At 71.0% G+C, this 24,682-nt stretch carries 21 protein-coding genes, 1 tRNA gene and 2 pseudogenes; 12 read left to right on the forward strand and 12 right to left on the reverse strand.

Going from position 1 to position 24,682, the window contains the following annotated elements; genetic code table 11:
- Positions 1–3 precede the first annotated feature (3 nt).
- Positions 4–378 (reverse strand): nuclear transport factor 2 family protein, encoded by a 375-nt coding sequence (locus ACICHK_RS21635; RefSeq protein ID WP_406838199.1) that lies wholly within the window; start codon positions 376–378, stop codon positions 4–6.
- A 207-nt stretch (positions 379–585) separates the two neighbouring features.
- Here ACICHK_RS21635 and ACICHK_RS21640 point away from each other — a divergent pair, with 207 nt between their 5' ends.
- Positions 586–2,415, forward strand: a complete 1,830-nt coding sequence (locus ACICHK_RS21640; protein WP_406838200.1) for a prolyl oligopeptidase family serine peptidase — start codon at positions 586–588, stop codon at positions 2,413–2,415.
- Positions 2,416–2,530: 115 nt separating this feature from the next.
- Here the strand turns inward: ACICHK_RS21640 and ACICHK_RS21645 are convergent, their stop codons facing one another.
- From ACICHK_RS21645 to ACICHK_RS21655, 3 genes are all read right to left on the reverse strand, one after another.
- A complete protein-coding gene (locus ACICHK_RS21645) occupies positions 2,531–4,453 on the reverse strand; it encodes an NAD-binding protein (RefSeq protein ID WP_406841280.1) in 1,923 nt (640 codons plus the stop codon).
- A 120-nt stretch (positions 4,454–4,573) separates the two neighbouring features.
- Positions 4,574–6,259 (reverse strand): PQQ-binding-like beta-propeller repeat protein, encoded by a 1,686-nt coding sequence (locus ACICHK_RS21650; protein WP_406838201.1) that lies wholly within the window; start codon positions 6,257–6,259, stop codon positions 4,574–4,576.
- Positions 6,260–6,385: 126 nt separating this feature from the next.
- Positions 6,386–7,396 (reverse strand): glycoside hydrolase family 26 protein, encoded by a 1,011-nt coding sequence (locus ACICHK_RS21655; RefSeq protein WP_406838202.1) that lies wholly within the window; start codon positions 7,394–7,396, stop codon positions 6,386–6,388.
- 221 nt (positions 7,397–7,617) lie between these two features.
- Here ACICHK_RS21655 and ACICHK_RS21660 point away from each other — a divergent pair, with 221 nt between their 5' ends.
- From ACICHK_RS21660 to ACICHK_RS21675, 4 genes are all read left to right on the forward strand, one after another.
- On the forward strand, positions 7,618–8,199 hold the full coding sequence (locus ACICHK_RS21660; protein WP_406838203.1) for a hypothetical protein: 582 nt from the start codon (positions 7,618–7,620) through the stop codon (positions 8,197–8,199).
- Positions 8,200–8,224: 25 nt separating this feature from the next.
- Positions 8,225–10,399, forward strand: coding sequence for a bifunctional polysaccharide deacetylase/glycosyltransferase family 2 protein (locus ACICHK_RS21665; RefSeq protein WP_406838204.1), 2,175 nt, complete (start codon positions 8,225–8,227; stop codon positions 10,397–10,399).
- Positions 10,396–11,685 carry an acyltransferase gene (locus ACICHK_RS21670; RefSeq protein WP_406838205.1) on the forward strand — a complete coding sequence of 430 codons (1,290 nt, stop codon included), beginning with the start codon at positions 10,396–10,398 and terminating at the stop codon, positions 11,683–11,685. The genes ACICHK_RS21665 and ACICHK_RS21670 overlap by 4 nt, the downstream gene beginning before the upstream one ends.
- A 425-nt stretch (positions 11,686–12,110) precedes the next feature.
- Positions 12,111–13,013, forward strand: coding sequence for a hypothetical protein (locus ACICHK_RS21675; RefSeq protein ID WP_406838206.1), 903 nt, complete (start codon positions 12,111–12,113; stop codon positions 13,011–13,013).
- A gap of 96 nt (positions 13,014–13,109) precedes the next feature.
- Here ACICHK_RS21675 and ACICHK_RS21680 read toward each other — a convergent pair whose 3' ends face one another.
- Entirely contained in the window at positions 13,110–14,477 is a 1,368-nt protein-coding gene (locus ACICHK_RS21680; protein ID WP_406838207.1) for a helix-turn-helix domain-containing protein, read from the reverse strand.
- Between the two features lie 223 nt (positions 14,478–14,700).
- Positions 14,701–15,438, reverse strand: a complete 738-nt coding sequence (locus ACICHK_RS21685; RefSeq protein ID WP_406838208.1) for an SDR family oxidoreductase — start codon at positions 15,436–15,438, stop codon at positions 14,701–14,703.
- A 92-nt stretch (positions 15,439–15,530) separates the two neighbouring features.
- On the opposite strand from ACICHK_RS21685, the gene ACICHK_RS21690 reads away from it, so the two are divergent.
- Together ACICHK_RS21690 and ACICHK_RS21695 are read left to right on the forward strand one after the other, a co-directional pair.
- A complete protein-coding gene (locus tag ACICHK_RS21690; protein WP_406838209.1) occupies positions 15,531–16,439 on the forward strand; it encodes a LysR family transcriptional regulator in 909 nt (302 codons plus the stop codon).
- Between the two features lie 486 nt (positions 16,440–16,925).
- Complete coding sequence (locus tag ACICHK_RS21695; RefSeq protein WP_406838210.1) at positions 16,926–17,849, forward strand: GNAT family N-acetyltransferase; 924 nt, start codon at positions 16,926–16,928, stop codon at positions 17,847–17,849.
- A 192-nt stretch (positions 17,850–18,041) separates the two neighbouring features.
- Here ACICHK_RS21695 and ACICHK_RS21700 read toward each other — a convergent pair whose 3' ends face one another.
- Positions 18,042–18,239 (reverse strand): hypothetical protein, encoded by a 198-nt coding sequence (locus ACICHK_RS21700; RefSeq protein WP_406838211.1) that lies wholly within the window; start codon positions 18,237–18,239, stop codon positions 18,042–18,044.
- A gap of 133 nt (positions 18,240–18,372) precedes the next feature.
- Entirely contained in the window at positions 18,373–18,534 is a 162-nt protein-coding gene (locus ACICHK_RS21705) for a hypothetical protein (protein ID WP_192582441.1), read from the reverse strand.
- Between the two features lie 44 nt (positions 18,535–18,578).
- Between ACICHK_RS21705 and ACICHK_RS21710 the strand changes: the two are divergent.
- Positions 18,579–18,953, forward strand: a pseudogene (locus ACICHK_RS21710) (sigma-70 family RNA polymerase sigma factor); the annotation flags it as partial.
- Positions 18,950–19,783, forward strand: a complete 834-nt coding sequence (locus ACICHK_RS21715) for an integrase (RefSeq protein WP_406838212.1) — start codon at positions 18,950–18,952, stop codon at positions 19,781–19,783. The pseudogene ACICHK_RS21710 and the gene ACICHK_RS21715, both read left to right, overlap by 4 nt.
- Positions 19,784–20,171: 388 nt before the next feature.
- On the opposite strand, the gene ACICHK_RS21720 is transcribed toward ACICHK_RS21715, so the two are convergent.
- Complete coding sequence (locus ACICHK_RS21720; RefSeq protein ID WP_384724218.1) at positions 20,172–20,741, reverse strand: DUF4232 domain-containing protein; 570 nt, start codon at positions 20,739–20,741, stop codon at positions 20,172–20,174.
- Positions 20,742–21,259: 518 nt separating this feature from the next.
- Between ACICHK_RS21720 and ACICHK_RS21725 the strand changes: the two are divergent.
- Both ACICHK_RS21725 and ACICHK_RS21730 read left to right on the forward strand, forming a co-directional pair.
- Positions 21,260–21,427, forward strand: a pseudogene (locus ACICHK_RS21725) (hypothetical protein); the annotation flags it as partial.
- 3 nt (positions 21,428–21,430) lie between these two features.
- Positions 21,431–21,634 (forward strand): hypothetical protein, encoded by a 204-nt coding sequence (locus ACICHK_RS21730; protein WP_406838213.1) that lies wholly within the window; start codon positions 21,431–21,433, stop codon positions 21,632–21,634.
- A gap of 74 nt (positions 21,635–21,708) precedes the next feature.
- On the opposite strand, the gene ACICHK_RS21735 is transcribed toward ACICHK_RS21730, so the two are convergent.
- The 3 genes from ACICHK_RS21735 to ACICHK_RS21745 all read right to left on the reverse strand — a co-directional run bounded on the left by ACICHK_RS21735 (position 21,709) and on the right by ACICHK_RS21745 (position 23,831).
- Positions 21,709–21,782 (reverse strand) — tRNA-Pro (locus tag ACICHK_RS21735).
- Positions 21,783–21,810: 28 nt separating this feature from the next.
- On the reverse strand, positions 21,811–22,611 hold the full coding sequence (locus ACICHK_RS21740; RefSeq protein ID WP_406838214.1) for a Pr6Pr family membrane protein: 801 nt from the start codon (positions 22,609–22,611) through the stop codon (positions 21,811–21,813).
- A 293-nt stretch (positions 22,612–22,904) separates the two neighbouring features.
- A complete protein-coding gene (locus tag ACICHK_RS21745; protein ID WP_103550273.1) occupies positions 22,905–23,831 on the reverse strand; it encodes a metallophosphoesterase in 927 nt (308 codons plus the stop codon).
- A 180-nt stretch (positions 23,832–24,011) separates the two neighbouring features.
- Between ACICHK_RS21745 and ACICHK_RS21750 the strand changes: the two genes are divergently transcribed.
- Positions 24,012–24,476 carry a GatB/YqeY domain-containing protein gene (locus ACICHK_RS21750; protein WP_406838215.1) on the forward strand — a complete coding sequence of 155 codons (465 nt, stop codon included), beginning with the start codon at positions 24,012–24,014 and terminating at the stop codon, positions 24,474–24,476.
- The last annotated feature ends 206 nt before the right edge of the window (positions 24,477–24,682 follow it).

Consider the following 24,682-nt stretch of genomic DNA (forward strand, 5'->3'; position numbering starts at 1 on the left):
CGCTCAGTACCGTTCGGCCAGGTGTTCCCGGCCCGCCGGAGGCTCGTACGGCTCGGGCCAGAAGTCCGTCACCGTGGCTATGCGGCCCCGCGCGTCGGCCGTGAAGAACGTGATCGCGTGCATCTCCTCCAGGCCCACCGTGAAGTGGGTCCAGGTGACGGCCTGACCGGGCTCGGCCACGACCCGTTCGATCCGGACGTGCCAGTCGCCCGGGTACTCGCGGTTGAACTCGACGTACCGCTCCCGTCCGCTGATGCGCTCCCGCGTCTGCGGAAGGGTGTAGACGACGTCCTCGGCGAGCAGCTCGGCGAACGTCCCCCAGTCCCGGGCGTCCGCGGCGGCCCAGTAACCCTCGACGGCCTTGCGTAGATCGGTCATGCGAAAAAGTCTGCACCCCGCCACTGACAACGGCCCCGACCTGTGCGCACGCCCCTGTGGCGCGACCGGTCCCGCCCGCCTCCCGGCAGCGGGGGCGCGGTTTCGCGTGCCGCTCGGCGGACGGCGGGACGGGCGGGGGCCGCGAGGTTGTCCACAGGCTCGGGACCTCGTCGGCGCGAGGCGGGCCGGGCCGGGCACTATGGGGCCATGACTGAGAGCACCAGGCCCACCGAGCCGCAGCAGGCAGACATGCCCGACTGGGAGAAGCGTTTCCGGGCACCGAGGGTGTCACTGCCGGACTGGGCGGAGGACGCCCCGCACCGCTCCCTGTTCGTCTCGAACGCGACGGGGACGTACGAGCTGTACGCGTGGGACCGCGAGACGGGGGAGCAGCGCCAGGTCACCCACCGGGCGAACGGCACGACGGACGGGGTGCTCTCGCCCGACGGCGAGTGGATCTGGTGGTTCGACGACAAGGACGGCGACGAGTTCGGCGTCTGGCGGCGCCGCCCGTTCGGCGCCGCCCTGGTCGTGGGCGAGGCCGACGAGCCGGCCGTCCCCGGTCTCGACGCCTCCTACCCGGCGGGCCTGGCCATCGGCCGCGACGGGCGCACGGCCGTCGTGGGCCGCTCGACGGACGACGACGGATCGACGATCCACCTGGCCCGCGCCGGCGAGGACCCGGTGGAGATCTACCGGCACCGCGAGTCGGCCGGGGTCGGCGACCTCTCGCACGACGGCTCGCTGATCGCCGTCGAGCACACCGAGCACGGCGACGCGATGCACTCGGCGCTCAAGGTGCTGCGCCCGGACGGTTCGCTGGTCGCCGAGCTCGACGACACCGAGGGCGGCACGGTCGAGCTGGGCCTCGAGGTACTGGGCTTCGCCCCCGTCGACGGGGACAGCCGACTGCTCATCGGGCACCAGCGGCGCGGCCGCTGGGAACCCCTGGTGTGGGACGTGGCGACCGGCGAGCAGACCGACCTGGGCCTCGACCTCCCCGGCGACGTGGCCGCCGAGTGGTATCCGGACGGCTCGGCCCTCCTCGTCGCCCACAGCTTCGAGGCGCGCAGCGACCTGTGGCGCTACGACCTCGCCTCCGGCGGGCTGACCCGGGTCGAGACCCCGCCCGGCACGGTCTCCGGGGCGACGGCCCGCCCGGACGGGACGGTGGAGTACCTGTGGTCCTCGGCGGCCGAGCCCTCGACCGTCCGTTCGACGACCGGGGAGATCGTGCTGGACCCGCCCGGCGAGAAGTCCCCGGGATCCGTGCCCGTGGAGGACGTCTGGGTCGATGGACCCGGCGGCCGCATCCACGCCCTGGTCCAGAGGCCGGCCGGCACCACCGGTCCGCTGCCCACCGTCTTCGAGATCCACGGCGGCCCGACCTGGCACGACAGCGACTCGTTCGCGGCGGGCCCGGCGGCCTGGATCGACCACGGCTACGCGGTGGTCCGGGTCAACTACCGCGGCTCCACCGGGTACGGCCGCGCGTGGACCGACGCGCTCAAGCACCGCGTCGGCCTCATCGAGCTGGAGGACATCGCGGCGGTCCGCGAGTGGGCGGTCACGTCCGGCCTGGCCGACCCCGACCGGCTGGTCCTCACCGGCGGTTCCTGGGGCGGCTACCTCACCCTCCTCGGCGTCGGCACCCAGCCCGACGCGTGGGCCCTCGGTATCGCCGCCGTCCCCGTCGCCGACTACGTCACGGCGTACCACGACGAGATGGAGGCGCTGAAGGCCATGGACCGCACGCTCCTCGGCGGCACCCCGGAGGAGGTCCCCGAGCGCTTCGAGGCGTCCTCCCCGCTGACCTACGTCGACGCGGTCAAGGTCCCCGTGTACATCTCGGCCGGTGTCAACGACCCCCGCTGTCCCATCCGCCAGATCGACAACTACGTCACCCGTCTCGCCGCCCGCGAGGCCGTCCACGAGGTCTACCGCTACGACGCGGGCCACGGCTCCCTGGTCGTCGACGAACGCATCAAGCAGGTCCGCCTGGAACTGGACTTCGCGGAGCGGCACCTGGGCAGATGACACCGGTGTGACACCGAGCCCGGCCCCGGGGCCCCGCCGGAGGGCCCCGGGACCCGTCCCGGCTGTCGTCGGGGGGCCGCGCCCCGGGGCCGGCCCCCGCCCCGTCGGGGGGGGGCTACGCCTCCGCCCGTTGCCGGGGGCGTCGGCCGAGCAGTTCCGCCAGACCCCGCCGTGTGGCGGCGAGCACCACGCGGTCCTCGGGCCGCAGGACATGGGTGGAGGGCAGGTCCCACACCAGCCGGGGACCGCTCGGGCCGGACTGCTGGGCCGCCCGGCGCTCTTCGGGGGTCGCGGTGTCCAGCGCGAGCACGCGCCAGGCGCCGGCACGGAACGCCTCCCCCACCGTGCGCCCCTCCAGTTGGGGGTGCCCGCCCACGTCCACCGCGGCGAACAGCAGCACGCGCCGCTCGACGGGAATCGCCCCGAGGATCTGCCGCCCCAGCATCGCCCCGGCGAACGCGGGCGCGGCCAGATGGGACACGCTGCGGCTCCGGGTGAGCGCGCCGGGGTGCGCGGCCCGGAGGGTGCGGTAGACGGCGGTCGCGAAGTCGTCGTCGTACAGCCGCAGGACGACCCGCAGATCGGGCCGCAGCGTACGCGCCGAGAGCACGGCCTCCAGGTTCATCGTGTCCGCGCTGGTCAACGCCAGCAGCGCGTGCGCCCGGTGGATCTTGGCGGCCTCCAGCACGCCTTCCTGCGTGACGTCCCCCAGCACCAGGGGAACCCGCAGGCTCCGCGCCAGCGCGAGCCCCCGGGCCTCGGGATCGGCCTCCACGCACACGACGGGGATGCGCAGTTCACGCAGCCGCGCCAGTACGCGCGTACCGATCTTGCCGACCCCGAGCAGCACCACGTGCCCGGACAGCCCGCGGGGCGGCTTGCGCAGGGCGGTCCCGCTGCGGAAGGTGCCGAGCGCCTCGAGCACGGCGGCCAGCAGCACCGGCAGGAGCAGCAACCCGACCAGTCCCGAGCAGAGTTGGAGGAGCTGCCGTCCGAGAGGCTGCCCGATGGCGGGGTCGTTGATGGCGAAGAGGTCGAGCAGCGTCAGATAGGTCGCCTGGAGCGGCTGCTCCCCGGTGACCAGCATCGACGCCACGGCGAGCCCGACCACGCACGCGACGAGCCCAGCGAACGACCAGCGCAGCCGCCGGGACAGCAGCGAGCCGAACCACGGCACGACACCACGCCCCGGGTTCAGCTGGGGACCGGAGTACGAGACGTTCTCCAGGACGACGATGCCGCGGCCGGTGGCGGCGGCCACCGCCCTTTCGTCGGGCAGGAGTTGAGGACCCTGCGCGCCGCTGCCCTCGGAACCGTCGGCGCCCGCAGGGTCGTTGGTCGTGGCGGACAGCAACGCCAGTGTGCACAGCCCCGGATCGGCGACCTCGCCCGGACCTGGCGGCGGCCGCTCCACCGCGCGCAGCATCAGTCCGTCCGTCTGGACGACCTTGCTGGTGCCGGTCATGGCGGTCGCGGCGAGCGCGGGCGCGGCCGTGTCGGCGTCGGACAGCACGGTGGTGGAGGCGTCGTAGACCTCGGCGTTCCCGTCCGCCCGGGAGCCGTCCGCTCCCGCGCCGGCCCCGGCGGCCAGTGCCGAGGCCTGGTCGAGGAGGGCCTCGATGTGCTGTCCGAGACGCCGGTTGTAGAGCCGCAGGACCAGGCGGATCCGCGGGTTGAGCCGTCGGGCGGTGAGCGCGGCACGGATGTTGGTCTCGTCGTCGTCGTACACGAGGGCGAGCGCGGTGGCCCGCTCGACACCCGCGTAGGCGAGCGCGCCCTCGGTGAGCTCGGCGGCCTCGACGACCCGCTCGGGCGTCTCGTCGCCCCCGGCGGTCACGCCCCCGCCCCCGTTGCCGGAGGCCCGGTTCACCGCCGCGGACACCCGGTCGAACAGGGCCGTGGCCCGGGCCCGCCCGACGACCGGTGGCCGCACACCACCCTGCGCGGGCGGCACGACGAGGGTCACCCGCTCGCCGTACACCCCGCGCAACTCGGCGGCCAGCCGATGGGCCAGGGCGTCGTCCCCGGCCACCACCATGTGCTCGGCGGCGTCACCCGGCGCACTCTGAGACGGAAGATTCCCCACGAGGGAGAAGACTGCCGCACGGACACGGGCGGTTCCAGTGAGGAAGCCGCTCGGCCGCCCCGGCGCGAGGCCCTACCGGTAGAGCCGCACGCCGCCGTCCGACCCGAGGGCGTCGATCTCCAGCACGCCGCCGTCCGGGGTGGCGTACACCGTGCCGGAGGTGAAGTGCCCCTTGCCGGTTCCCGTCGGCAGGACCGCGACCGGGGTGGTGCGACCGGTGCGCGGGTCGATGGTGACGAGCTGCGGGGTGCCGGAGGTGGTGACGGCGTACACCTTGTCGTCCGAGCCGGACGCGGGGACGGCGAGCGCGGCGGAGCGGTGGGTCCAGAGCTTGGCGCCGGTGGTGGTGTCGAAGCCGTCGATCACCGGGTGGCCGGCGGCCGAGGCCGGGGTGACCAGGACGTGGCCGTAGAGCCGGGCGGAGTGGTCGGCGCCGGTGTCGTTGCCGGTGGTGAGTTCGTCGTTGCCCACGGCCAGTCTGCGGCCGGTCCCGGTGGTGCCGAAAACCCGCACGGCGTCCTGGTGGACCGTGTGGACGGCGGCGATCAGCGGTGAGCCGGACAGGAAGTGCGTCACGTCCGCGTGGGCGCTCTCGGACTTCCGCCAGATCACCTTCCCGGTCCTGCCGTCGTACGCGGTGAGGGTGAACCTGGTCTTCCGGTCGAGGCAGAAGTCGTCCACCAGCACGGCGCCTTCGGCGCCCCGGCCGTGGGCGTTGCAGTAGTGGCCGCGCGCCTTGTAGCCCCACACGCGGTCGCCCGTGCGGATGTCCACACCGCCGAGGAAGTTCTGGCCGACGACAGTGGCGACATCGCCCTGCAGATAGGTCGTGGCGGTCGCCGCCTTGGGGTGCTTGGTGTCGGTCAGCGGTACGGACCAGAGGATCTTGCCGGTGGACGCCTTGACACCGGCCAGCCAGGTGCAGGTGCTGCCGTCCTTGCCGAAGGCGACCGTGCCGATGCCCTGGGCGCCGACCTTCGGCGACATCGCGCAGGGGACGTCGCCGCGCTCGGACGCGGCGGCGCCGGACGCGGCGCTCCACACCTGCTTGCCGTCGGTGAGGTCGTAGGCCCGCAGACCGCCTCGGGTGCCGGCCCGGACGAGCAGCTTGTCGGTGAGCCAGCTGCCGATCAGTGTGTCGTCGGCGGGCGCCGGTACCTGCCACGCCTGCGTCAGCTGCTCCGAGGCGACGGCGGCGGCCTCCTCCTGCTTGAGCAGCACGGCGGCGGCCCCGCCGACGGCGGCGAGGACGGCGAGGACGAGCGCGATCCGGCCCACCCGCCTGGTCCTCCCGGCCTGTTCGCCGGCCGCACCCGCAGGGGGCCCCGGCCGCGCGGCGGCGGGTTCGGGACGGCGGAGGGCCGCCTGATCGAGGACGGCGGTCGCCGTCGACGGGTATCCGTGGTGCTGGTGCTGGTGCTGGTGCTGGTGCTGGTCCTGGTCCTGGTAGTGGTACTGGTCCTGATCCGCCGGTTCGCCGGTCCACAGGGTGTGCGGGGGCGTCCGGTGACCCCGTTCGCGCACGGCCTCGTGGGCGCCGGTGCGGGGCTCGGGGGTCCGCAGCGGGACGGTGGAGTCCCACCGCGCGCCGGAGGGTCCGCCGTACGGCTCGTCCCACGACCGGTCGTCCCACGCCCCGGTCGGCTCCGTCGGCCACTGTTCCCGGTACGGCTGCGAACCGGTGGCCGGCGTGCGGGGCCGGAAAGCCCAGCCGTCCTCCTGCGGAGCCCCTTGGCCCGGCGACGATTCCGCCGTCATCTCCGTGATCTCCCCTGGTCGGGCGTCCGCGTGCTCCAGCCGCACTGGTGCGCGATGACGAAAGTCGTTCCCTGCGGGCTCGTGCCCGGATTTCCCTGCTCGCCCTGGAACAGTCGTTATCAGTCGTTATCGGTCGCTCTTGAATGAATGACCGAAACCGTTCCGGGCCGACTCCACCTGGAACGCGGCGAGCGCTCCCACCGAGGTCTTGATCCGCCAGTCCATCAACTGCTTTCCGCCCGGCCAGTCCTTGCGCTGGTCGTACCAGACGACGCCGATGACCCCGGCTTTCGCGGCGCCCCGGAACAGGTCGCGGATGTGCGCCTGCTTCTGGTCGCTCTGCGCCACCCCGGTCTCCGCGATCAGCACCGGCTTGTCGGAGAAGCCCGCGATCTGGCGCATGGTGGGGGTGAACAGGCTGGAGAAGGCGACGCCGTCGATCGGCCCGTAGTAGCCGATGAGGCCGACCCAGTCGACGTAGGCGTCGCCCGGGTAGTAGGGACGCAGCTCGGCGGGCGTGCCCGAGTCGACCACGTGCGGAGTCCACACCCAGATCACGTTGGTGACGCCCCGTTCCTCGAAGACGTCGTGAACGTGCTTCCAGGCCGCGACGAAGCCGGCGGGCTCGGCGTGCTCGGGGCCCCAGGAGTTCCACGGACCGTTCATCTCGCCGGCGAAGGAGAGGGCCAGCGGGCCGTCGTAGGAGGCGATCTGGTCCGCCAGGCGGCGGATGTAGGTGTCGTCCCCGCCCTCGGCGATGTCGGCGAGCGGGGTGTCGGAGGGCACCAGCGCCATCATGGGCAGATGGCCGTGCTTCCACAGGAAGGCGTTGCCCTCCGCGTCGAAGTCGCCGCCCCAGGAGCTGTAGTACTCGCGGATGTCGGGGGCCCGCCCGGCTTCCTCGGTGAAGGTGGTGACGATGCCGTACTGCCAGGGCGTCTTGTCGTCGACGACGCCCAGCGCGCGGCCGGACGGCTCGAGCATCGACGAGACCTCGAAGTGGGCGGCCGGGGTGGTCGTCGTACCCGCCCCCGCGTCACTCCCGCCTCCCGCGCCACAGGCGTTCACCAGGAACGTGACGGCGGCCATGAGGATCGCGGCGGCCGTGAGGCGGCTGCGGCGGCGGGCTATGGCCATGCGTGAGGTTTCCGTTCGGACAAGAAGCAAGCGACTCGCCGGGACTGTACGAGACCCGCGTGACATTCACGGAATCTGCATATTAATCTAGCCGCCTGATTCAGGGGTGGGTCGGATCATGTCTCTTTATCCCCGTATCGATAACTTTTTCAGCACTACTCACTGCTCTCGGCGGCACCGAACCGGCAGACGCGACACGACGAAGGAAGGCCGGGCCGTCGATGACCAGTACTTCCGCGGAGGCTGAGCCGGCTCCCGTCTTCGTCGACGAGACCGGTCTGCGCGGTCGTCGCCTGCGCGGTTTCGGCTGGCTGGTGGGCGTCATCTGCACCGGGTGCGTGGTGGCGATGGTCTCCGGCCTGGTCGGAACCCAGTCGCAGGCACCCGCGCTCACCGTCCCCGGCACCGCGAACACGACGCCGCCCAGCCAGTACCTGAACGCGCCGCTGCCCGCGGCTCCCGGAAAGAGCGCCACCGCCACATCCGAGGCCACCGCGTCCGTCACCGGGACGACCGGAGCCGGCACGGCGGGAGCGGGCACGGTGGGATCCGGCACCACGGCGTCCGTCACCGGTACTGCCGGAACCGGTGCGGCGGGGTCCGATGCCGCCACGTCCGTCACCGGGACGACCGGAGCCGGTACGACGGGGGCCGGTACGGCGGGGGCCGGTACGGCGGGGTCTGGTGCGACGGGATCCGGTACGGCGGGGTCCGGCACCACCACGTCCGTCACCGGGACGACCGGATCAGGCACGGCGGCGTCGGACTCCGTGACCGCCACCGAACCCGCCACCGCGCAGTAGCCAGACGCGACCGACCAGGAAATCCATGTCCCGCTCCCGCAGTCAACGCCGTCGGCAGTCCATCATGCGGCCGCGCCGGCTCGCCGCACCTCCCCTGCGCTTCTTCCTGCCGGTGACCGTACTGGCGACCCTGCTGGCGCTGATGGTGCTCCGGGGCATGGCGAACAACGAGGTCTTCCACGACCAGGGCATCGCCACCTCGGTGGACAAGGCCACCGTCCCGACCAGCGTGCTGGAGGGCGGCCCGGTCGTCGACGCGCGCGGCGACAAGGGCGAGAAGCCGGTCAACTACACGATCCCGGACAAGACCGTCGTCCTCTCCTTCGACGACGGGCCGTCCCCCCAGTGGACGCCGAAGATCCTCGAGGTGCTGAAGGAGGAGGACGTCCGTGCCGACTTCTTCGTCACCGGCTCGATGGTCACCCGCAACCCGGCTCTGATCCGCCGGATCGTGGCCGAAGGCCATCAGATCGGGCTGCACACCTTCACCCACCCCGACCTCGCGCTGCACTCCGGCACCCGGCTCACCTGGGAGCTGGGCGAGACCCAGCTCGCGCTGGCCGGTGTCGCCGGCATCCACTCCAGCCTGTTCCGCCCGCCCTACTCCTCCACCGTGGACGCGCTGGACGACTGGTCGTGGCCGGTGACCAAGCAGGCCGGGTCCGAGGGCTACCTGACCGCGTTCATCGACAAGGACACCGACGACTGGAAGCGCCCCGGCGTCGACGCCATCGTCAAGGCCGCCATGCCCGACCTCCCCGGCCAGGGCGAGATGGTCCTGATGCACGACGCGGGCGGCAACCGGTCGCAGACGCTGGCCGCGCTGCCGATCATCATCGAGAAGCTCAAGGACCAGGGGTACACCTTCAAGACCACCGCCGAGGCGCTCGGCACGGCCTCCGCCAACACCGAGGTCGTCGGCTACAACCTGTGGCTCGGCAAGGCGTTCGTGTGGTGCACCACCTTCTCGGTGGGGCTGATGCCGTGGCTGGTCGTCCTGCTCGCGGTCGTCGGCGTGCTGGTCATGGCGCGGTTCGCGCTGATGCTGCTGCTCTCGGTCATCCACGTGCGGCGCGTCCGCAGGCGGGGATTCTCCTGGGGCGACCCGGTCACCGAACCGGTCACCGTGGTGGTACCCGCGTACAACGAGCAGGAGTGCATCACCAACACCTTGCTCTCCCTGTCCGCGAGCGACCACCCCATCGAAGTGATCGTGGTCGACGACGGGTCGACCGACGACACGTCCGCCATCGTGGAGGAACTCGGCCTGCCGAACGTCCGGCTGATCCGGCAGCAGAACAGCGGCAAGCCGACCGCCCTCAACACCGGTGTGGCCGCCGCCTCGCACGACCTGATCGTCATGATGGACGGCGACACGGTCTTCGAACCGTCCACCGTCCGCGAACTGGTGCAGCCCTTCGCCGACCAGCGTGTCGGCGCGGTGGCCGGGAACGCCAAGGTCGGCAACCGCGACACGCTGATCGGCGCCTGGCAGCACATCGAGTACGTGATGGGCTTCAACCTCGACCGCCGCATGTACGACGTGCTCAACTGCATGCCGACCATCCCCGGCGCCATCGGCGCCTTCCGCCGGACCGCGCTCCAGCAGGCGGGCGGCATGAGCGACGACACGCTCGCCGAGGACACCGACGTGACCATGGCCCTGCACCGGGCCGGCTGGAAGGTCGTCTACGCCGAGGACGCCCGCGCCTGGACCGAGGCGCCCGTCAGCATGAAGCAACTGTGGTCGCAGCGGTACCGCTGGAGCTACGGCACCATGCAGGCGATGTGGAAGCACCGGCACGCGCTGCTGGAGCGCGGCCCGGCCGGCCACTTCGGCCGGGTGGGCCTGCCGTTCGTCTCCCTGTTCATGGTGGTCACCCCGCTCCTCGCGCCCGCGTTCGACATCGGCATGGTCTACGGCGTGGTCTTCGTCGACGCGTACAAGACCCTGGCCGCCTGGTTCGCGGTCATGGCCCTGCAGGCCGTCTGCGCCTGGTGGTCCTTCCACCTGGACAAGGAGAAGGCGTGGCACCTGATCACGCTGCCGGCCCAGCAGGTGGTCTACCGGGTGCTCATGTACATGGTGCTGATGCAGTCCGCCATCACCGCTCTGACCGGGGGCCGGCTGCGCTGGCAGAAGCTGAAGCGCACCGGCGAGGTGGGGCTCGACGTCACGACGGGGGCGATGTCTTCATGAGTACCGGCGATGTCTTCATGAACACCGCGGAACGAGGCGCCTACGGCACCCGCGACTTCTCCGACACCGTCGCCCTGCGGGTGACGGACCTCGCCGCGATTCCCGTGCAGCGCACTCCGGAGCCCGAGGAAGCCGCACCGGCGCCCGCGCGGAAGTCCGGCCGTGACCGCTACCTCGACCTGCTGCGGGCGCTCGCCCTGGTCCGCGTGGTCTTCTACCACACCTTCAACTGGACCTGGCTGCCGATCGTCTTCCCCTCCATGGGCGTCATGTTCGCGCTGGCGGGATCGCTGATGGTGCGCTCCCTCGACCGGCCGGCGCTGAGCGTGATCCGCGGCCGGCTGCGCCGTCTGCTGCCGCCGATGTGGCTGTTCGGCGCGGTCGTGGTGCCGCTGATGGTCCTGGACGGCTGGAGGCCCGACGCCCACCATCCCACCTGGTGGTGGGGCGACCTGGCCTACTGGGTCCTGCCGTTCAGCGAGCCGCCGTTCGGGGTCCCGCTGCACACCTTCGGCGGGCACCTGCCGGCCTCCTGGGCCGAACAGATCTGTGTCCCCCTCTGGTACCTGCGCGCCTACCTCTGGTTCGTACTGCTGTCGCCGCTCATGCTCAAGGCGCTGCGGAAGCTGCCCTGGGTCACCCTGACGGTTCCGCTGGCGCTCGCGTTCGTCATCAACTCCGGCCTGGTCGACCAGTCCGGCCGGCTGATGGAAGCCGCCACCGACTTCACCACCTTCGGCTCCTGCTGGCTGCTCGGCATGGCCCACGGGGAGGGACTGCTCCGCAGGATCCCGCAGTACGTCGTGCCGTCCCTCGCACCGCTGGTGCTCATGTCCGGCTACTGGTGGCTGATGCGGGTGCCGCTGGACAACCCGCGGCTCGGGCACGATCTGGAAGCGGTACCGGTCGCCCAGGCGATCTGGTCGTTCGGTGCGGTGATGCTGCTGCTCCACCTGAGTCCCTCCTGGGAGCAGTGGCCCAAGCCGCTGGAGAAGTTCAACGGCGTGATCAGCCTGCTCAACTCCCGCGCGGTCACCGTCTACCTGTGGCACTGCTGCGCGCTGGTGCTGACGGAGCCGCTGCTCGACCTGCTGTGGAACAACGACTTCTTCTACGACCACGCGCAGTGGCTGCTGCGGAGCCAGTGGACCCAGCTGACGATCGCCGTCCCGCTGATCTGCCTGGCGATCCTCCTCTTCGGCTGGATCGAGGACGTGGCCGCCAAGCGCCGCCCGCGCCTCTTCCCCTACCCCCGCCGCGCCAAGGGCCGCCGCCGCAACCGCTAGAGGACGGCGGCGGATCGCGCGCCGGGGCGGCGCCGGGTACGCGCCGACGGCGTCCGGGAGGCGTCTCCGCATCCCAGGACGGCATCTCAGGCAGTACCTGTCCGCGCAGCTCAGAGTGGGTGGGACGGTTGCGTCGTCGCGGATCGGGCCGCAGTGGTTGCGGTGGGTTCCCGCCGTCTTCGAAGCTGTGGATGTCGCACCGGCCGGGACGGATCGAGGGTCCCGGCAGCAGCCCGGCGACGACTCCCACCCTGTGCCCGTCCACCGGGCATCCGTGTGCCCCGGTACCCGGTGTCCGGCGGCGCCCGCCCCGCGATCTCGGGGCGGGGACGGGTGGCGGGACGTCGGCGGGCACGTCCGGCGGGAGAGCCGGCGGGGGACGGGAGCGACCACTGCTGACCACCGATCAAGAGGGAAGACACGACATGAGCAGGAACATCCACGTACGTCGTCCGGGCCGCCGCGCGGCCTTCGCCGCCGGTCTCGTCCTGGCCGTCGGGCTCGGTGTGTCGACGCAGGCGGCGGCACAGGCGGCCGTCCCGGCCAAGGCGCCCGTCAAGACGTCCGCCGCGGTGCGGTCGGTCCACGGTTTCAACGGTGACGTGGTGACCCAGGTCGCCGACTTCTACGGCGCGTACGTCGATGCGAAGGACGCTCCCCGGGGCCCGGACGCCGCGCTGGCCAAGGCGCTGCGCGGGCACTACCTGGTGCCCGCCTTCGCCAAGAAGCTGGAGGCCTGGGAGAAGACGAACAAGACGGACGGCGTCCTGCGCGCCCAGAACGTCCCGACGCGGTGGACGGTGAGCGAGGGCGGCAACGGCCTCGAGGTCCTCGTCACCCTGACCTTCGGCGGCGCCGGGGAGTCGCCGGTGACGACCACCAGGCTCGCCGTGAAGCTGGACGTGGTCGACGGCATCACCGACATCCGCACCACGAGCGCCGCCCCCGCGAAGGCGTCCCGGTCGGTCAGCGGCCGCACGGGTGACTCGGTGACCCAGGTCGCCGACTTCTACGGCGCGTACGTCGACGCGAAGGACGCTCCCCGGGGCCCGGACGCCGCGCTGGCCAAGGCGCTGCGCGGGCACTACCTGGTGCCCGCCTTCGCCAAGAAGCTGGAGGCCTGGGAGAAGACGAACAAGACGGACGGCGTCCTGCGCGCCCAGAACGTCCCGGTGGACTGGACGGTGAGCGGGGACGGCGAAAGCGGTGAGGTCACCGTCACCCACCGCTTCGGCGGCGGGGAGTCGCCGACGGTGACGACCGACCTCGTCGTGAAGGCGGACGCGGTCGACGGCGTCACCGACATCCGCACCAAGAACGCCCGCTGACGAGGCGTTCGCTGACGAAGCGGCCGCTCCACCCGGTCCGCTCCCGGCTCCGGCCGGGAGCGGACCGCCGGGCGGACTGCGTGATCCGTCGTTCCGTCAGTCGTCGTCTGCCACCGCGCCGTCGGCGAGGGAGGTCGGGACCCAGCGGCTGGGGTGGTAATTGAGACGGTCGTACCGGTAAGCCGGCAGCCCTACGACGCTGGTGCTGCGGAAGGGTCGGCCGTGGTCGTCGATGCGGACCGTGCCGGTGCGGCCTCGTGAGGACCAGTCGAGGTCGAGGTACCAGTCGCAGGTGCAGGACTTGTTGAACGAGGAGACCACCAGGACTTCGGGTTCCTGCAGGGACACCCGGTAGGGGAAGTCGATGGCGGGGGGCGTCGGGCCCGTCCCGTAGCTGTCACCGGGCATCGAAAGAGCCAGGGGCCGGTGCTCGTCGAGGTCCACGGAGAAGAAGCGGGGGATGATGCTGGCGCCGCAGCCGTCGCCCAAGTAGTAGGCGGAGCCCCGGTCGGCGGCGGGGGTGGCGCGGTTGACCACGCGCACGTGCAGGGCCTCCAGGGCGACGGGGGCGGAGCCGCGTCCCTGCACCGTGATCCGCACGTCGGTGCCGCCCCCGTGCACCGCCCGCTGGGAGGCGGCCCACGCCGTGGTGTCCTCCGGGTGCGGGGGCGGCGGAACCTGTTGCGGTGGCTTGGCGACGACGTAGGTCTCGCCGCAGCTGTTGAGTCCGAGTGTGTGCGAGTCGACGGTCCAGGTGAGCGGGGTCGCCGGTGGGGCCGTGCCGGCGTCCGCCCGGTGCTTCCGGGGGCTGCCGCCGGGGTGCGCGGCCGAGGCGGAGGGCTTCGGCGTGGTGCGGGCGGAGGCCGACGGCGAGGCCGTGCGGGTGTTCACCCGGTGCCTCTGAAGACTGCCGCTGCGGTGTGCGGCCGAGGTGGAGGGTTCCGGTGCGGTGCGGGCGGAGGCCGACGACTCACCGCCGGCGGAAAAGGGTCCGGCGAGGAAAGCGGTGAGGCCGGCGAGCGCGACGGCGAGCGGGACCGCAAGCGCCGCCGATCGCACGGACCGTCGTCGGGGGCGCCCGGCGCGGGGCCGCGGATCGGCCGACGGGACCGGCTCGGGTGCCTCGGCCTTCACGGGCACGGCCGGTGCCGCGGTGCTCGTGCCGTCGGAAGGAGTCGGCGCCGGCCGTGCATCGGACGGGCGCGGCCGTTGCCGTGCCGCGACCGCCGCGATCCACCGGCGGTGCAACTCCGTGCGTTCTTCGGGGGAGGCACCGCAGAGCACGGCGAACCGCTCGATCCCGGCGAAGTCCTGCGGGACCGCTTCTCCGGAGCAGTAGCGGTGCAGGGTGGAGGCGTGAACGTCCAGCCGACGGGCCAGTGCCGCGTAGCTGCGGTCGGTGCGCTCCTTCAGCCGCGTCAGCAGTGACGCGAACTGCGCCGTGTCGTCGTGGATCGAATCCATGTGGTCCGTACTCGTATCCGCTCGTGGGCCCGTGCGGGCCCGTGCCGATGGGGTACGGCATCCCAGGCGTTCCCCCTACCCGTAAGCCGATACGCCTGAGACGGTTCCGGGGTTGCACAGCGTGACCCTGCTCACGACCGCCCCACAGAACGCCGAGCCTTCCGGGGACACGGACGACCGCCGTTCTCGTGAGACGCCGCGTCGATTCACGGCGGGTTCGTGATCACCAGGGGACGACGCCGTCGTCCTCGAAGAACGAACCGGTCGGGCCGCCGTCGGGCAGGGTGGCGAGCCGGATCGCCGTGGCCGCGCCCTGCTCAGGGGGGCGGGGCCCTTGGAAGCCTGTGAAGTCGGTCGCGACCAGGCCCGGGCAGGCGGCGTTGATCAGGATGTTCGTACCGGCGAACTGCCGGGCGTACTGCACGGTGAGGGCGTTGAGGAACGACTTCGACGGCGCGTAGGCGGCCATGATCGGGCCGATCTCGATGTCCGGGTCCGATTGCCGGGCCAGGGAGCCGACGCTGCTGGAGACGTTGACGATGCGGGGCGAGGCCGAGCGCCGCAGCAGTGGCAGCATCGCGTTGGTCACCCGGACGACACCCATGACGTTGGTGTCCACGACCGCGCGGAGCACCTCCAGGTCGAGGGCGGTCGGGTCCTGCACCCACCCCGGGTCCATCTCGCCCGAGACGCCAGCGTTGTTGACCAGGGCGTCCAGGCGCCCGGCCAGCCGTTCGACCAGTTCCGCGGCATCGGTGACGCTCTGGTCGTCGGTCACGTCCAGCGGTACCCCGAACGCGTCCACGCCGACGGCGCGCAGCTTCCCGACGGCGGCTTCGCGTCGGGTGGCGTCGCGGGCTCCCACGCCCACGCGGTACCCGAGGCTGCCCAGCCCGGCCGCGATCTCGTACCCGATGCCCTTGTTCGCGCCGGTCACCAGCGCGATCATCGTTTCGCTCATGCTGACGATGCTGGCTCGCGGACGGGTGGCGCGGCCAACACCGATACGGTGCCCTGTCATACCTGCCGGGTATCACCGCGTATGCTGCGGCCGTGGACACCCTGGAGACCCGCGAGCTGAGGTACTTCGTGGCGGTCGCCGAGGAACTGCACTTCGGGCGCGCCGCCGAGCGCCTCGGCATGGCCCAGCCGCCGCTGTCGCGGGCGATCCAGCAGCTCGAACGGCGCCTCGGGGTCTGCCTGCTGCAGCGCAACCGCCGTGGCGTCCGTCTGACCGGAGCCGGAGAAGTGCTGTTGCACGAGGGCCGGGCAGCCCTCGACGCGACCGCTGCCGCCGCCCGCCGCACCCGGCGCTCCGGCGGTGCCGACAGCCCTGGCGGCCCCCGCGGTCGGCTGGTCCTCGCGGTGAAGGCCGCCGCGTCCCACGAACTGCTGCGGAAACTTCTCGACGCCTACGCGGCCGAACCCGACAGTGCCGAGATCGAGGTGCTGCCGTGCGGCATCTGCGAGCAGGAGGAGCTGCTGCGCGACGGACGCGCCGATGTCGCGCTCATGCACACGCCGTGGAACTCCCTCGCCGGGTTCGACAGCGAGGCACTGACGACCGAGGGGCAGGTCGCCGTCCTGCCTGCCGGGCACCCCCTCGCCGCCCGCGAGACCTTGTCCCTGGCCGATGTCAGGGACGTCCCCGATCTGCCGCTCGCGCGCTGGCCCACCCGCGGCACCTACGCACCCGGCCCGGGCCCCGAGGTCCACAACCAGACGCAACTGGCCCAGTTGATCGCCCTCGGACGCACCGTGGCGGTCGTCCCCGACTCCGCCCGCTCCTGGCTGTGGGCCGAGCACACGGCCGTCCCCTTGACCGACGCGCCTCCCGTCGTGACCCACATCGTCTGGCCCGCCCACAGCCGCTCCCTCGCCCTGGCCGGCCTGGTCCGCACGGCTATGACCGGCTCCTGCCTCCCATCGGTCAGCACCCGGGACAGCTCGGACACCACCTGAGCTTGTTCCGCTTCGACAGTCACGCAGTCGGACACACAGCAAAGCCAGAGGGCCCTTACCGATCCGGTAAGGGCCCTCTGGCCTGCTACTCAGCTGTCGGGGTGGCGGGATTCGAACCCACGACCTCTTCGTCCCGGACTCTCGGCGGGCCGGTCATTGATGGTTCTCAGGGTGCTCAATCAGCCGTGGACGGCTTCTGAGGTACAGCCTCGGTCGCTGAGGTTGCCGTACTTCCGTGCTGTACGGCTTCGGCTTGTTCACGGGCGATGGCGAGGTCGTTGCGGATGGTCAGGGCGTTGGGGTAAGCGTTGCCGAGGATCTGAGCCCGAGATTGGGTTCTGGCTCAACTTCTGTGGAGTCGAATCGATCTTCGGCGGTCATGTCCCCTGTGCCTGCCTGGCGTTCGCCCGCACTGCTTGCCCTGCTTCTCTCTCCCCTACGTACCCCGCGTGTTCTGCCGAAGATCGATGAGGAAGGAACCTGAGCATGCTGACAATCCGTACCGCCCGACCCGACGAGATACCCGCGCTGACGACCTTTCCGGACGACGGCGAACGTAATGCCGCCACCGCCGCCTACCTGGCGGGTCTGCTGGAGAGCGGCTGCACCCGGCCGGAGTGGTGTCTGGTGGCCGAGCATGACGGTCGGTTGGCGGGCAACGCGGTGTTGTGGACGATCCCCGGACGCAACGTTCCGATGGACATCGTGCTGCTGGAGCCGGGCGACCCGGACACCGGCCAGGCGCTGTTGGCGTATGCCGCCCAGCAGGCCCGCGAACTCGGCGCGCAGACCCAGGGACACGTGCTGGACATACCGGCCCAGGCTCCACAGTTCCAGAGGAATCCGCAGCTGCGCGAGATGCTGCTCGTCGGCGCCGGGTTCACCGTCGCCCGCGACGGCTGCCGATTCGAATGGACCGTAGACGACCCGATGCCGGCCCAGGACGAGCGGCTGTACTGGCGCTCCATGGCCGACCTGGGCGAGGAGCCATTCGTGGAGCTGTTGGCCGACACGTTCACCGACACCGCGGATTCGATCTTCCAGGCCGAGATCGCCGAGCACGGTCTGCACGGCGCTGCCGAACGCAACGTCGCCGATATGCTGGAGATGGACCACCGGCCCGGCTGGTTCGAGATCGGCTACGACGCGGCGGACACGCCCGTGGCGATCAGCATGCCGGCGCGTACGGCCAGTTCGGCGGTGATCGGCCTGGTCGCGGTCGCGAGGGCCGGCCGGGGCCGGGGCTACGCCACCGCAGTGGTCGCCCGGGGTACGCACGTACTGGCCGACGCGGGCTTCAGCGAGATCCGCGGGGACTGCGACGAGGGCAACACCGGCATGGCCAAGGCGTTCCAGCGCGCCGGCTACCGTAACTTCGCCAACCGGAAGATGTTCACCCGCCCGCTGTGAGGCCATGCCTAACGGGCTCGTGCTCGGCACCTGAGCCCGGTGCCGGGCACAAGCCCGCCAAGATCCCCTACGCCACGCAGTGGGACACCATCCTCCCCGCGGCTACCTGGGGACGGTCCGGCACCCTTCTTCGCGCATCTGAACATGCTCCGAACAGCAAAAGCCCGCACATTCGACAGGGCCCGGGGTTCGCTACGGCCGGTGGTAGGCCTCGGGGTCGACTCCCTCCCAGGGTTCCCTGGAGAAGCTCACATAGACGGGGGACTCGGGATCGCCCACCTGCATGTTGGCGAACTGATCCACATCGTGGTTGGCGAACCGGTGCAGATACTGGAGGAACAACTCCAACTCCGCTTTGGACAGTGCCTCGTCGTGCCGCTCGTTGCGCATGCGTGCACGATACGAGCAGAGCTCGAAGGGACGCCGTGGAGCCGCTCGCTTGCAGCGCCATGTACCCATGGCGCCGACTTCGGGGAGCACCGCATCAGGAGCCCGCTCCGAGCGGGGCGCGCTTCGTGACCGATCAGCGGACGATAGCGACGTCAAAGAACAGCATCCAGATGATCCCTGTGAGCATGAGGAGGACAGTCGGCACGGCGATGATCAACAGAACCACTCCGAGGGTGCGCATAAGGCTTGCGGCGGCCTCATAGAGTGCGTCCTGCACGGGCTCTTGGTCGGTCATGCCCCCTCCTCGCCGGCACTGTACTGCGCGGTCGGTGGAGCCACTACGCCCAGGACCCCGTCCTTGCCTGGGAGCATCCGGACGGTGAGCCGTGGGTCCTGACGGACCGCCGTACCGGCACGTCGTACGGCGCCGGAGCGGACACGGAGCCGTACCGCCCGCATGACGTCGGGTACCTCGGCCGGCTGCCCCGTCCGGACGGGAAGGGCTCGGTGCTCGCCATCGCCGGCATCCACACCGCGGGCTCCCTCGGCGTCGTCCATCTGCTCGCCTCCGACCTCAACACGCTCTGGGGGCAAGTGGGCGAGCGACATTTCTCCACGCTGGTGAGCGTCGACTACGACCCCGAGACCGACGACCCGCGCTCCGTCGAACTGCTCTGCCCCCTCTACCTGCACGACGAGGAGACGACGGCGTGAAGGTCGTCCTCGGCTCGCAGCCGGCCGAACTGTCGCAGGAGAACGAAGACTTCGCCGCCGCCGTTCCCGGTGCGGCCGTCCTCCTTGACGGAGCCGGCGTGGCCGGGGCGGAGACCGGATGTGAACACGGCATCGCGTGGTTCTCCGCGACCCTGGGCGGCCTGCTGCTGAGCGCCATCACCACGCAGTCCGGCCGCTCGCCGAGTGCCTGGCCGACTCGATCCGGGCTGTCCGCTCCCTGCACGGGGGCACCTGCGACCTGGCCCATCGGGCCAGTCCGACCAGTACGGTCGTCGCCGTCCGGGCCGGTGCGGGAGTTCTGGAGTTCTGGAGTTCTGGAGTACCTCGTACTGGGTGACTCGACGCTCCTCCTCGCCGACCTGGACGGGAAGACGACCGCCGTCACAGACCAACGGTTGGACGAGGTGGGTAAGCGCCTTCGCATACCGGTCGATTTGCTGCTCACCGGTTCGGCTGAACACGTGGTCGCCCTGGCGGAGTACCGCGACGCCCTCACGGGGCTGCGGAACCAGCCGGGCGGTTTCTGGATCGCCGGGCCTGACCCGCTGGCGGCCGAGCACGCCTTCACCGGGACGGCACCGGTGGAGTCGCTTACCTCGGTGACACTGCTGAGCGACGGCGCAACGAGACTTGTCGACCTCTTCGAACTCGCCACCTGGCACGATACGTTGACCGTTCTCGGGTCGGTCGGACCCGACGGGCTGATCCGCCATGTGCGGGAAGCAGAGGCAGACGACCCTGAGGGTCGGCGTTTGCCGCGAGGCAAGGCGCAGGATGACGCGACGGTCCTGCATTGGGTTCTGGCGTAGCGCCGCGCCAGCTTTGTCAGGACTGACGGCGTGCGAAGAGGACCGCACCTGGAACGCTCTCGTCGGGGGCGATCAGCATGTGGGCCTCGACGATGAACCCGGCATCGCGTAGCCAGGCCGTCACTTGCCCAGGCCGGCGGCGGTGCACAACGATCAGGGTTCGATGACGCAGGCCAGCTGTCCCGCGCCACTGGATCTTGACCGTTTGTCATCGGACTTTGATGGACGCGAGTTTGTGTCATCGGAGTTTGATCACCGCAGGTCAGCGACTCAGCGCACCGAGGGGACATTGAGTCGCTGACCTGCACTTATGTGCAGTTCCTCGTAAACGTGTAGGTCAGAGCCTTGCGATCGTCATGCAGGCTGCTCGATTTGTGGGGACGGGGGGTCAGGAAGGCTTGACCGCCGAGACCGGGGTGACGGTCACCTTGTTGTCGCACTCGGCCCACCACCCGTCGTTCAGGGCGACCTGGTGCTTCCCGGAGTGCGGCAGCCCGATGACCATCGTCGGATACACCGCCGGGGTCTTGCCCGACACGCAGTAGCCGTCGCCCTCCCCCTGGACCTGGACGAAGGTCAGCTTCACCCACGCCTTGCCGTGCGGCCGGACCGTCACGGTGGCCGCCCTGCCGGTGGGGGTGACCTTGAGCGGGGTGTTGTGGGCGGGGGAGCCGTTGCCGGCGCCCGCGACCGTCGGATGGCCCTTCAGGACGCACGTCTTCCGGGAGACGTTGGTGAACTGCACGACCGCCGCCCCGGTCCCGGTCCCGACGGGCGGGTGGGCGGCCTGCCGGGCGCTGACCTGGAGGGCAGAGGCCGGGCAGGCGGGCGGCGGGGTGGAGGTGGTGGTGCTCGCCGCCATGGCGGTGCCGGGCAGGATGCCGGTCACCGCCGCCGCGACGGCCGTGACCGCCGTCGTCGCCAGAGCCGCCCTGCGAATGCCGTTGCTGTGACGCATGCTGTCGTCCCCCTGAGTCGTCTCGTCCGCGGGTTTCGGTCGTCGGTTGTTGCCCCGCGGTACGCGTGGTCGTGGTACGTGAGTGCAGATAGGGCGGGAGAGCGGCAGGTTCCGTGCGGCGACTGCTTGTGACGGAACGGTGACGACGGGCTGCACCCGTGCAGGTGGCCGTCAAGGCGGACAGAAACGCCTCCAGCGCGCCATGGGCTTTACCACGCCCCCGGCGCGCACCGAAGGTGCGCTGAGTCGCTGACCTGAGGTGATCAAACTCCGATGACACAAACTCGCGTCCGTCAAAGTCCGATGACAAACGGTCAAGATCCAGTGGCACGGGACACCAGCGGGGGTGTCGTTCCGCTGTCACTCGCTGCTCCGGCCGACACCTCTTTGATGCATCCCGACATGACGGAGGCCTCGGAGGCGGTGCTCCCGCTGCCTGACGTCTGCCTGACCGCTCTCCGGCTCCGCCAGAAGGAGCAGCAAGCGGCTAAGGAGCGAGCCGCGGATCTCTGGACGGAATCAGACCTCGTCTTCACCACCCGCTACGGCACCCGGTCGAGCCGAGGAACTTCACCCGTGAGTTCGACCGCCGCTGCGAGCGCGCCGGCGTCCGCCGTATCCGGGTCCACGACACCCGCCACACCTGCGCCTCGCTCCTGGCGGCCCTCGACGTCCACCCCCGGCTCGCGATGCAGATCCTCCGCCACTCGGAGATCGCGGTCACGATGGAGGTCTACACGCACGTGCCCTCCGCCGAGACCCGCCGGGCGCTCCGCAAGCTCGGCAAGGCGCTGGGCGGCGGCAGCAAGCAGAAGAAGGAAAAGAAGGGGAAGCGCAAGCAGCAGGAGCGGGCGGAGAAGCCATCGGCCGAGGACGGCCAGCAAGAGTCATAGCGGTTGCTGTACTCCGCTGCTGTACGCACGACAGAGGCCCATTCGCGATCAAGCGAATGGGCCTCTGACCAGTGTCGGGGTGGCGGGATTTGAACCCACGACCTCTTCGTCCCGAACGAAGCGCGCTGCCAAGCTGCGCTACACCCCGATTGTCGCTGCTCTCGCGGCGACGTCGTTTACTTTAGCCCACCGGTGGCCTGAGACGAAATCCGGTTTTCTGGGCCTCGGACGCGGCGTCGGACCGGGTCGGGGCGTACGTGGTCGAGGACGACGACGAGGAGGCCCAGGGCGTAGAAGGCGACGCCCAGGATGGCGGTGTTGCCGAGGACGCCTCCGTAGCCGTGCCGGTCCACGTCGACGAAGGGGTAGAGGTAGCGCGCCGGGGTGCCGGGTGCCAGCATCGCGCCGCGGGCGAGGCAGAAGACCAGGTAGGCGAGGGGGTAGATCAGCCACGTCGCCGCGTTGCGCAGGGCCAGCGGGGTCGGGCGGGTCAGCAGCAGCCAGTCGAGGGCCACGGCGATCGGCGTGATCGTGTGGAGGAGCTGATGGGCGACCGCGGGCCAGCCGGAGAGCGTGTCGTCGCTTCCGGTCATGGAGAACGGGGTCGACTCGTTCACCAGGATCAGGTGGTAGACCAGGCCCGTGATCGAGGCGTAGATCAGTGTGCCGCCGGTCAGCACCCCGGGCAGGGGCCTGCGCGCCGACCAGGCCCGGCGGGCCGACGCCGCGAAGACCACGGCGACGAGCAGGTTGGTCTGGATCGTGAAGTAGCTCAGCACCCGTGCCGGGGCGCCCAGCTTCATCTCGACGGCCACGCCCGTCGCCGCCGCGAGGGCCACCAGGGCGCGGTAGGCCGCCGTGACCGGGCGGCGGGACGGGGCCACCACCGCCGTCGCGGGGACGAAGGAGTGGGTCGAAGGGATGATGCCCGGTATCGCGGGGAGATCGGGTATGTCCCTCGGCATAGGGGTGATCATGCCCTCACGCTAAGCGGATCGGGGCATTCGGGCGATATGGGTCGACCGGGCGGGTTACGCGGCCGTTCGGTGGCGTCATCCGGTGACGCCGCCCGGTCACGTTTCGTGTCGGCGGGACTCTGTACCGTCTCCGGTTCGCAACAGTCGAGTTCGTGTCGGCCAGGGTCGGCCGTGGCCTGTGGGATTTCCCCGTTTCGGCTCGCCCGGCCATTGCGCAGCTTCGACCGCCGTACGGTCTCCGGTCGACGCCTTCCAGCTGTCGACCGGGCACCGTCCTCAGGGGCCCCGAACCCCTACTGCCGCTCCACCAGCGTCAGCAGTGACGCCTCCGGCGGGCAGGCGAAGCGGACCGGCGTGTAGCGGCTCGCGCCGCAGCCCGCCGAGACGTGCATGTACGAGGTCCGGCCCTCCGCCGTATGCCTGGAGAGGCCCTTGACGCGGTCCGTGTCCAGGTCGCAGTTCGTGACGAAGGCGCCGTAGAAGGGGAGGCAGATCTGGCCGCCGTGGGTGTGGCCCGCCAGGATCAGGGGGTAGCCGTCGGCGGTGAAGGCGTCCAGGCTGCGCAGGTACGGGGCGTGCACCACACCCATCGAGAAGGCGGCGGACTCGGACGGACCGCCAGCCACGCGTGCGTAGCGGTCGCGCTTGATGTGCGGGTCGTCGAGACCGGTCAGCTCGATCTCCGTGCCCTCTATCTTCAGCGTCCCCCGGGTGTTCGTCAGGTTCAGCCAGCCCGCGGTGTCGAAGCCGTCGCGCAGGTCCTCCCACGGGTTGTGGACGGCGCCCACGACCGGCTTGTTGCCGTTCAGCCCGTGACGGCCCGCCGCCTTCTCGAACAAGTAGCGGGCGGGGTTGCGGAGCGTGGGGCCGTAGTAGTCGTTCGAACCGAAGACGTAGGCGCCCGGGAACTCCATCAGGGGGCCGAGCGCGTCCAGTACCTCGGGCACGCCCTCCGGGTCCGAGAGGTTGTCCCCGGTGTTGATCACGAAGTCGGGGCGCAGGCCGGCCAGGGAACGCAGCCAGCGCTGCTTCTTGCGCTGTCCGCTCACCATGTGGATGTCCGAGACCTGCAGGACGCGCAGCGGCCGCATCCCCGGCGGCAGGACCGGGACGGTCACCCGCCGCAGGCGGAAGGAACGGGCCTCGAACCCCGCCGAGTACAGCAGACCGGCGGCACCCACCGCCGTGATTCCCAGGGGTACTTTGTATCGCGCGCGCATGCGCCCATCGTGTCAGACTCCGGCGAGCGCTCTCACCCGCCTGTGGACGGCCCGGAAGCCCGTCCGGGATCGCGGGGGAAGGGGAGGGGAGGGCGGGTCCCGGGCGGCTTCCGGGCGACCGGCGGGCGCGCTGCGAAATCAACAGGCGTCCGCATCACCGCACCTGCGACACTTGGCGGCATGACCACGCTCAAGTCGAAGTTGCAGGAAGACCTCAACGCCGCGATCAAGGGGCGCGACGAGCTCCGCTCCTCGACGCTCCGGCTGACCCTCTCCGCGATCACCAATGAGGAGGTCGCGGGCAAGTCCAAGCGCGAACTCTCCGACGACGAAGTACAGAAGGTGATCGCCCGCGAGGCGAAGAAGCGCCGCGAGGCCGCCGAGGCCTTCACGCAGGGCGGGCGCCCCGAGTCGGCCGAGCGTGAGCGGGCGGAGGGCGAGGTGCTCGCCGTGTATCTGCCCAAGCAGCTGTCCGACGAGGAGCTCCAGCAGATCGTCGCCCAGGCCGTCGAGGAGGCGAAGGCGGCCGGTGCCGAGGGCCCGCGCGCGATGGGCGCCGTCATGAAGATCGTGAACCCGAAGGTGGCCGGGCAGGCCGAGGGCGGCCGCGTCGCCGCCGTCGTGAAGCAGTTGCTCGCGGGCTGACGCTCTCGTTCGTTCCCGGGCCGGCCGACCGGTGTCATCGGCGGGCCGGCGGGCCGGGCGACCGGCGGCCCGACGGACCGGGTGACGTCGCGCGTACGAGTGCCTCGCGGGCCGTACGGACGGATGTCTCATGGATGCCCGCCCCGCGCGGCGCGTTCGCCCCGTGGATGTACGTCCCACCCTGCTCCGCCCGCCCCGCGACACCC

The organism is Streptomyces sp. AHU1 (genome assembly GCF_045343905.1).
Taxonomy (GTDB): Bacteria; Actinomycetota; Actinomycetes; order Streptomycetales; family Streptomycetaceae; genus Streptomyces; species Streptomyces triticiradicis.

What these genes read in the sequence shown, in the direction of transcription:
- ACICHK_RS21705 (WP_192582441.1), bottom strand. Translation starts at nt 18,534, where the DNA reads ATGACCGACCAAGAGCCCGTGCAGGACGCACTCTATGAGGCCGCCGCA.
- ACICHK_RS21665 (WP_406838204.1), top strand. Translation starts at nt 8,225, where the DNA reads ATGTCCCGCTCCCGCAGTCAACGCCGTCGGCAGTCCATCATGCGGCCG.
- ACICHK_RS21655 (WP_406838202.1), bottom strand. Translation starts at nt 7,396, where the DNA reads ATGGCCATAGCCCGCCGCCGCAGCCGCCTCACGGCCGCCGCGATCCTC.
- ACICHK_RS21645 (WP_406841280.1), bottom strand. Translation starts at nt 4,453, where the DNA reads ATGGTGGTGGCCGGGGACGACGCCCTGGCCCATCGGCTGGCCGCCGAG.
- ACICHK_RS21660 (WP_406838203.1), top strand. Translation starts at nt 7,618, where the DNA reads ATGACCAGTACTTCCGCGGAGGCTGAGCCGGCTCCCGTCTTCGTCGAC.
- ACICHK_RS21700 (WP_406838211.1), bottom strand. Translation starts at nt 18,239, where the DNA reads ATGCGCAACGAGCGGCACGACGAGGCACTGTCCAAAGCGGAGTTGGAG.
- ACICHK_RS21675 (WP_406838206.1), top strand. Translation starts at nt 12,111, where the DNA reads ATGAGCAGGAACATCCACGTACGTCGTCCGGGCCGCCGCGCGGCCTTC.
- ACICHK_RS21730 (WP_406838213.1), top strand. Translation starts at nt 21,431, where the DNA reads ATGCAGATCCTCCGCCACTCGGAGATCGCGGTCACGATGGAGGTCTAC.
- ACICHK_RS21720 (WP_384724218.1), bottom strand. Translation starts at nt 20,741, where the DNA reads ATGCGTCACAGCAACGGCATTCGCAGGGCGGCTCTGGCGACGACGGCG.
- ACICHK_RS21640 (WP_406838200.1), top strand. Translation starts at nt 586, where the DNA reads ATGACTGAGAGCACCAGGCCCACCGAGCCGCAGCAGGCAGACATGCCC.
- ACICHK_RS21750 (WP_406838215.1), top strand. Translation starts at nt 24,012, where the DNA reads ATGACCACGCTCAAGTCGAAGTTGCAGGAAGACCTCAACGCCGCGATC.
- ACICHK_RS21695 (WP_406838210.1), top strand. Translation starts at nt 16,926, where the DNA reads ATGCTGACAATCCGTACCGCCCGACCCGACGAGATACCCGCGCTGACG.
- ACICHK_RS21745 (WP_103550273.1), bottom strand. Translation starts at nt 23,831, where the DNA reads ATGCGCGCGCGATACAAAGTACCCCTGGGAATCACGGCGGTGGGTGCC.
- ACICHK_RS21650 (WP_406838201.1), bottom strand. Translation starts at nt 6,259, where the DNA reads ATGACGGCGGAATCGTCGCCGGGCCAAGGGGCTCCGCAGGAGGACGGC.
- ACICHK_RS21740 (WP_406838214.1), bottom strand. Translation starts at nt 22,611, where the DNA reads ATGATCACCCCTATGCCGAGGGACATACCCGATCTCCCCGCGATACCG.
- ACICHK_RS21680 (WP_406838207.1), bottom strand. Translation starts at nt 14,477, where the DNA reads ATGGATTCGATCCACGACGACACGGCGCAGTTCGCGTCACTGCTGACG.
- ACICHK_RS21685 (WP_406838208.1), bottom strand. Translation starts at nt 15,438, where the DNA reads ATGAGCGAAACGATGATCGCGCTGGTGACCGGCGCGAACAAGGGCATC.
- ACICHK_RS21670 (WP_406838205.1), top strand. Translation starts at nt 10,396, where the DNA reads ATGAGTACCGGCGATGTCTTCATGAACACCGCGGAACGAGGCGCCTAC.
- ACICHK_RS21635 (WP_406838199.1), bottom strand. Translation starts at nt 378, where the DNA reads ATGACCGATCTACGCAAGGCCGTCGAGGGTTACTGGGCCGCCGCGGAC.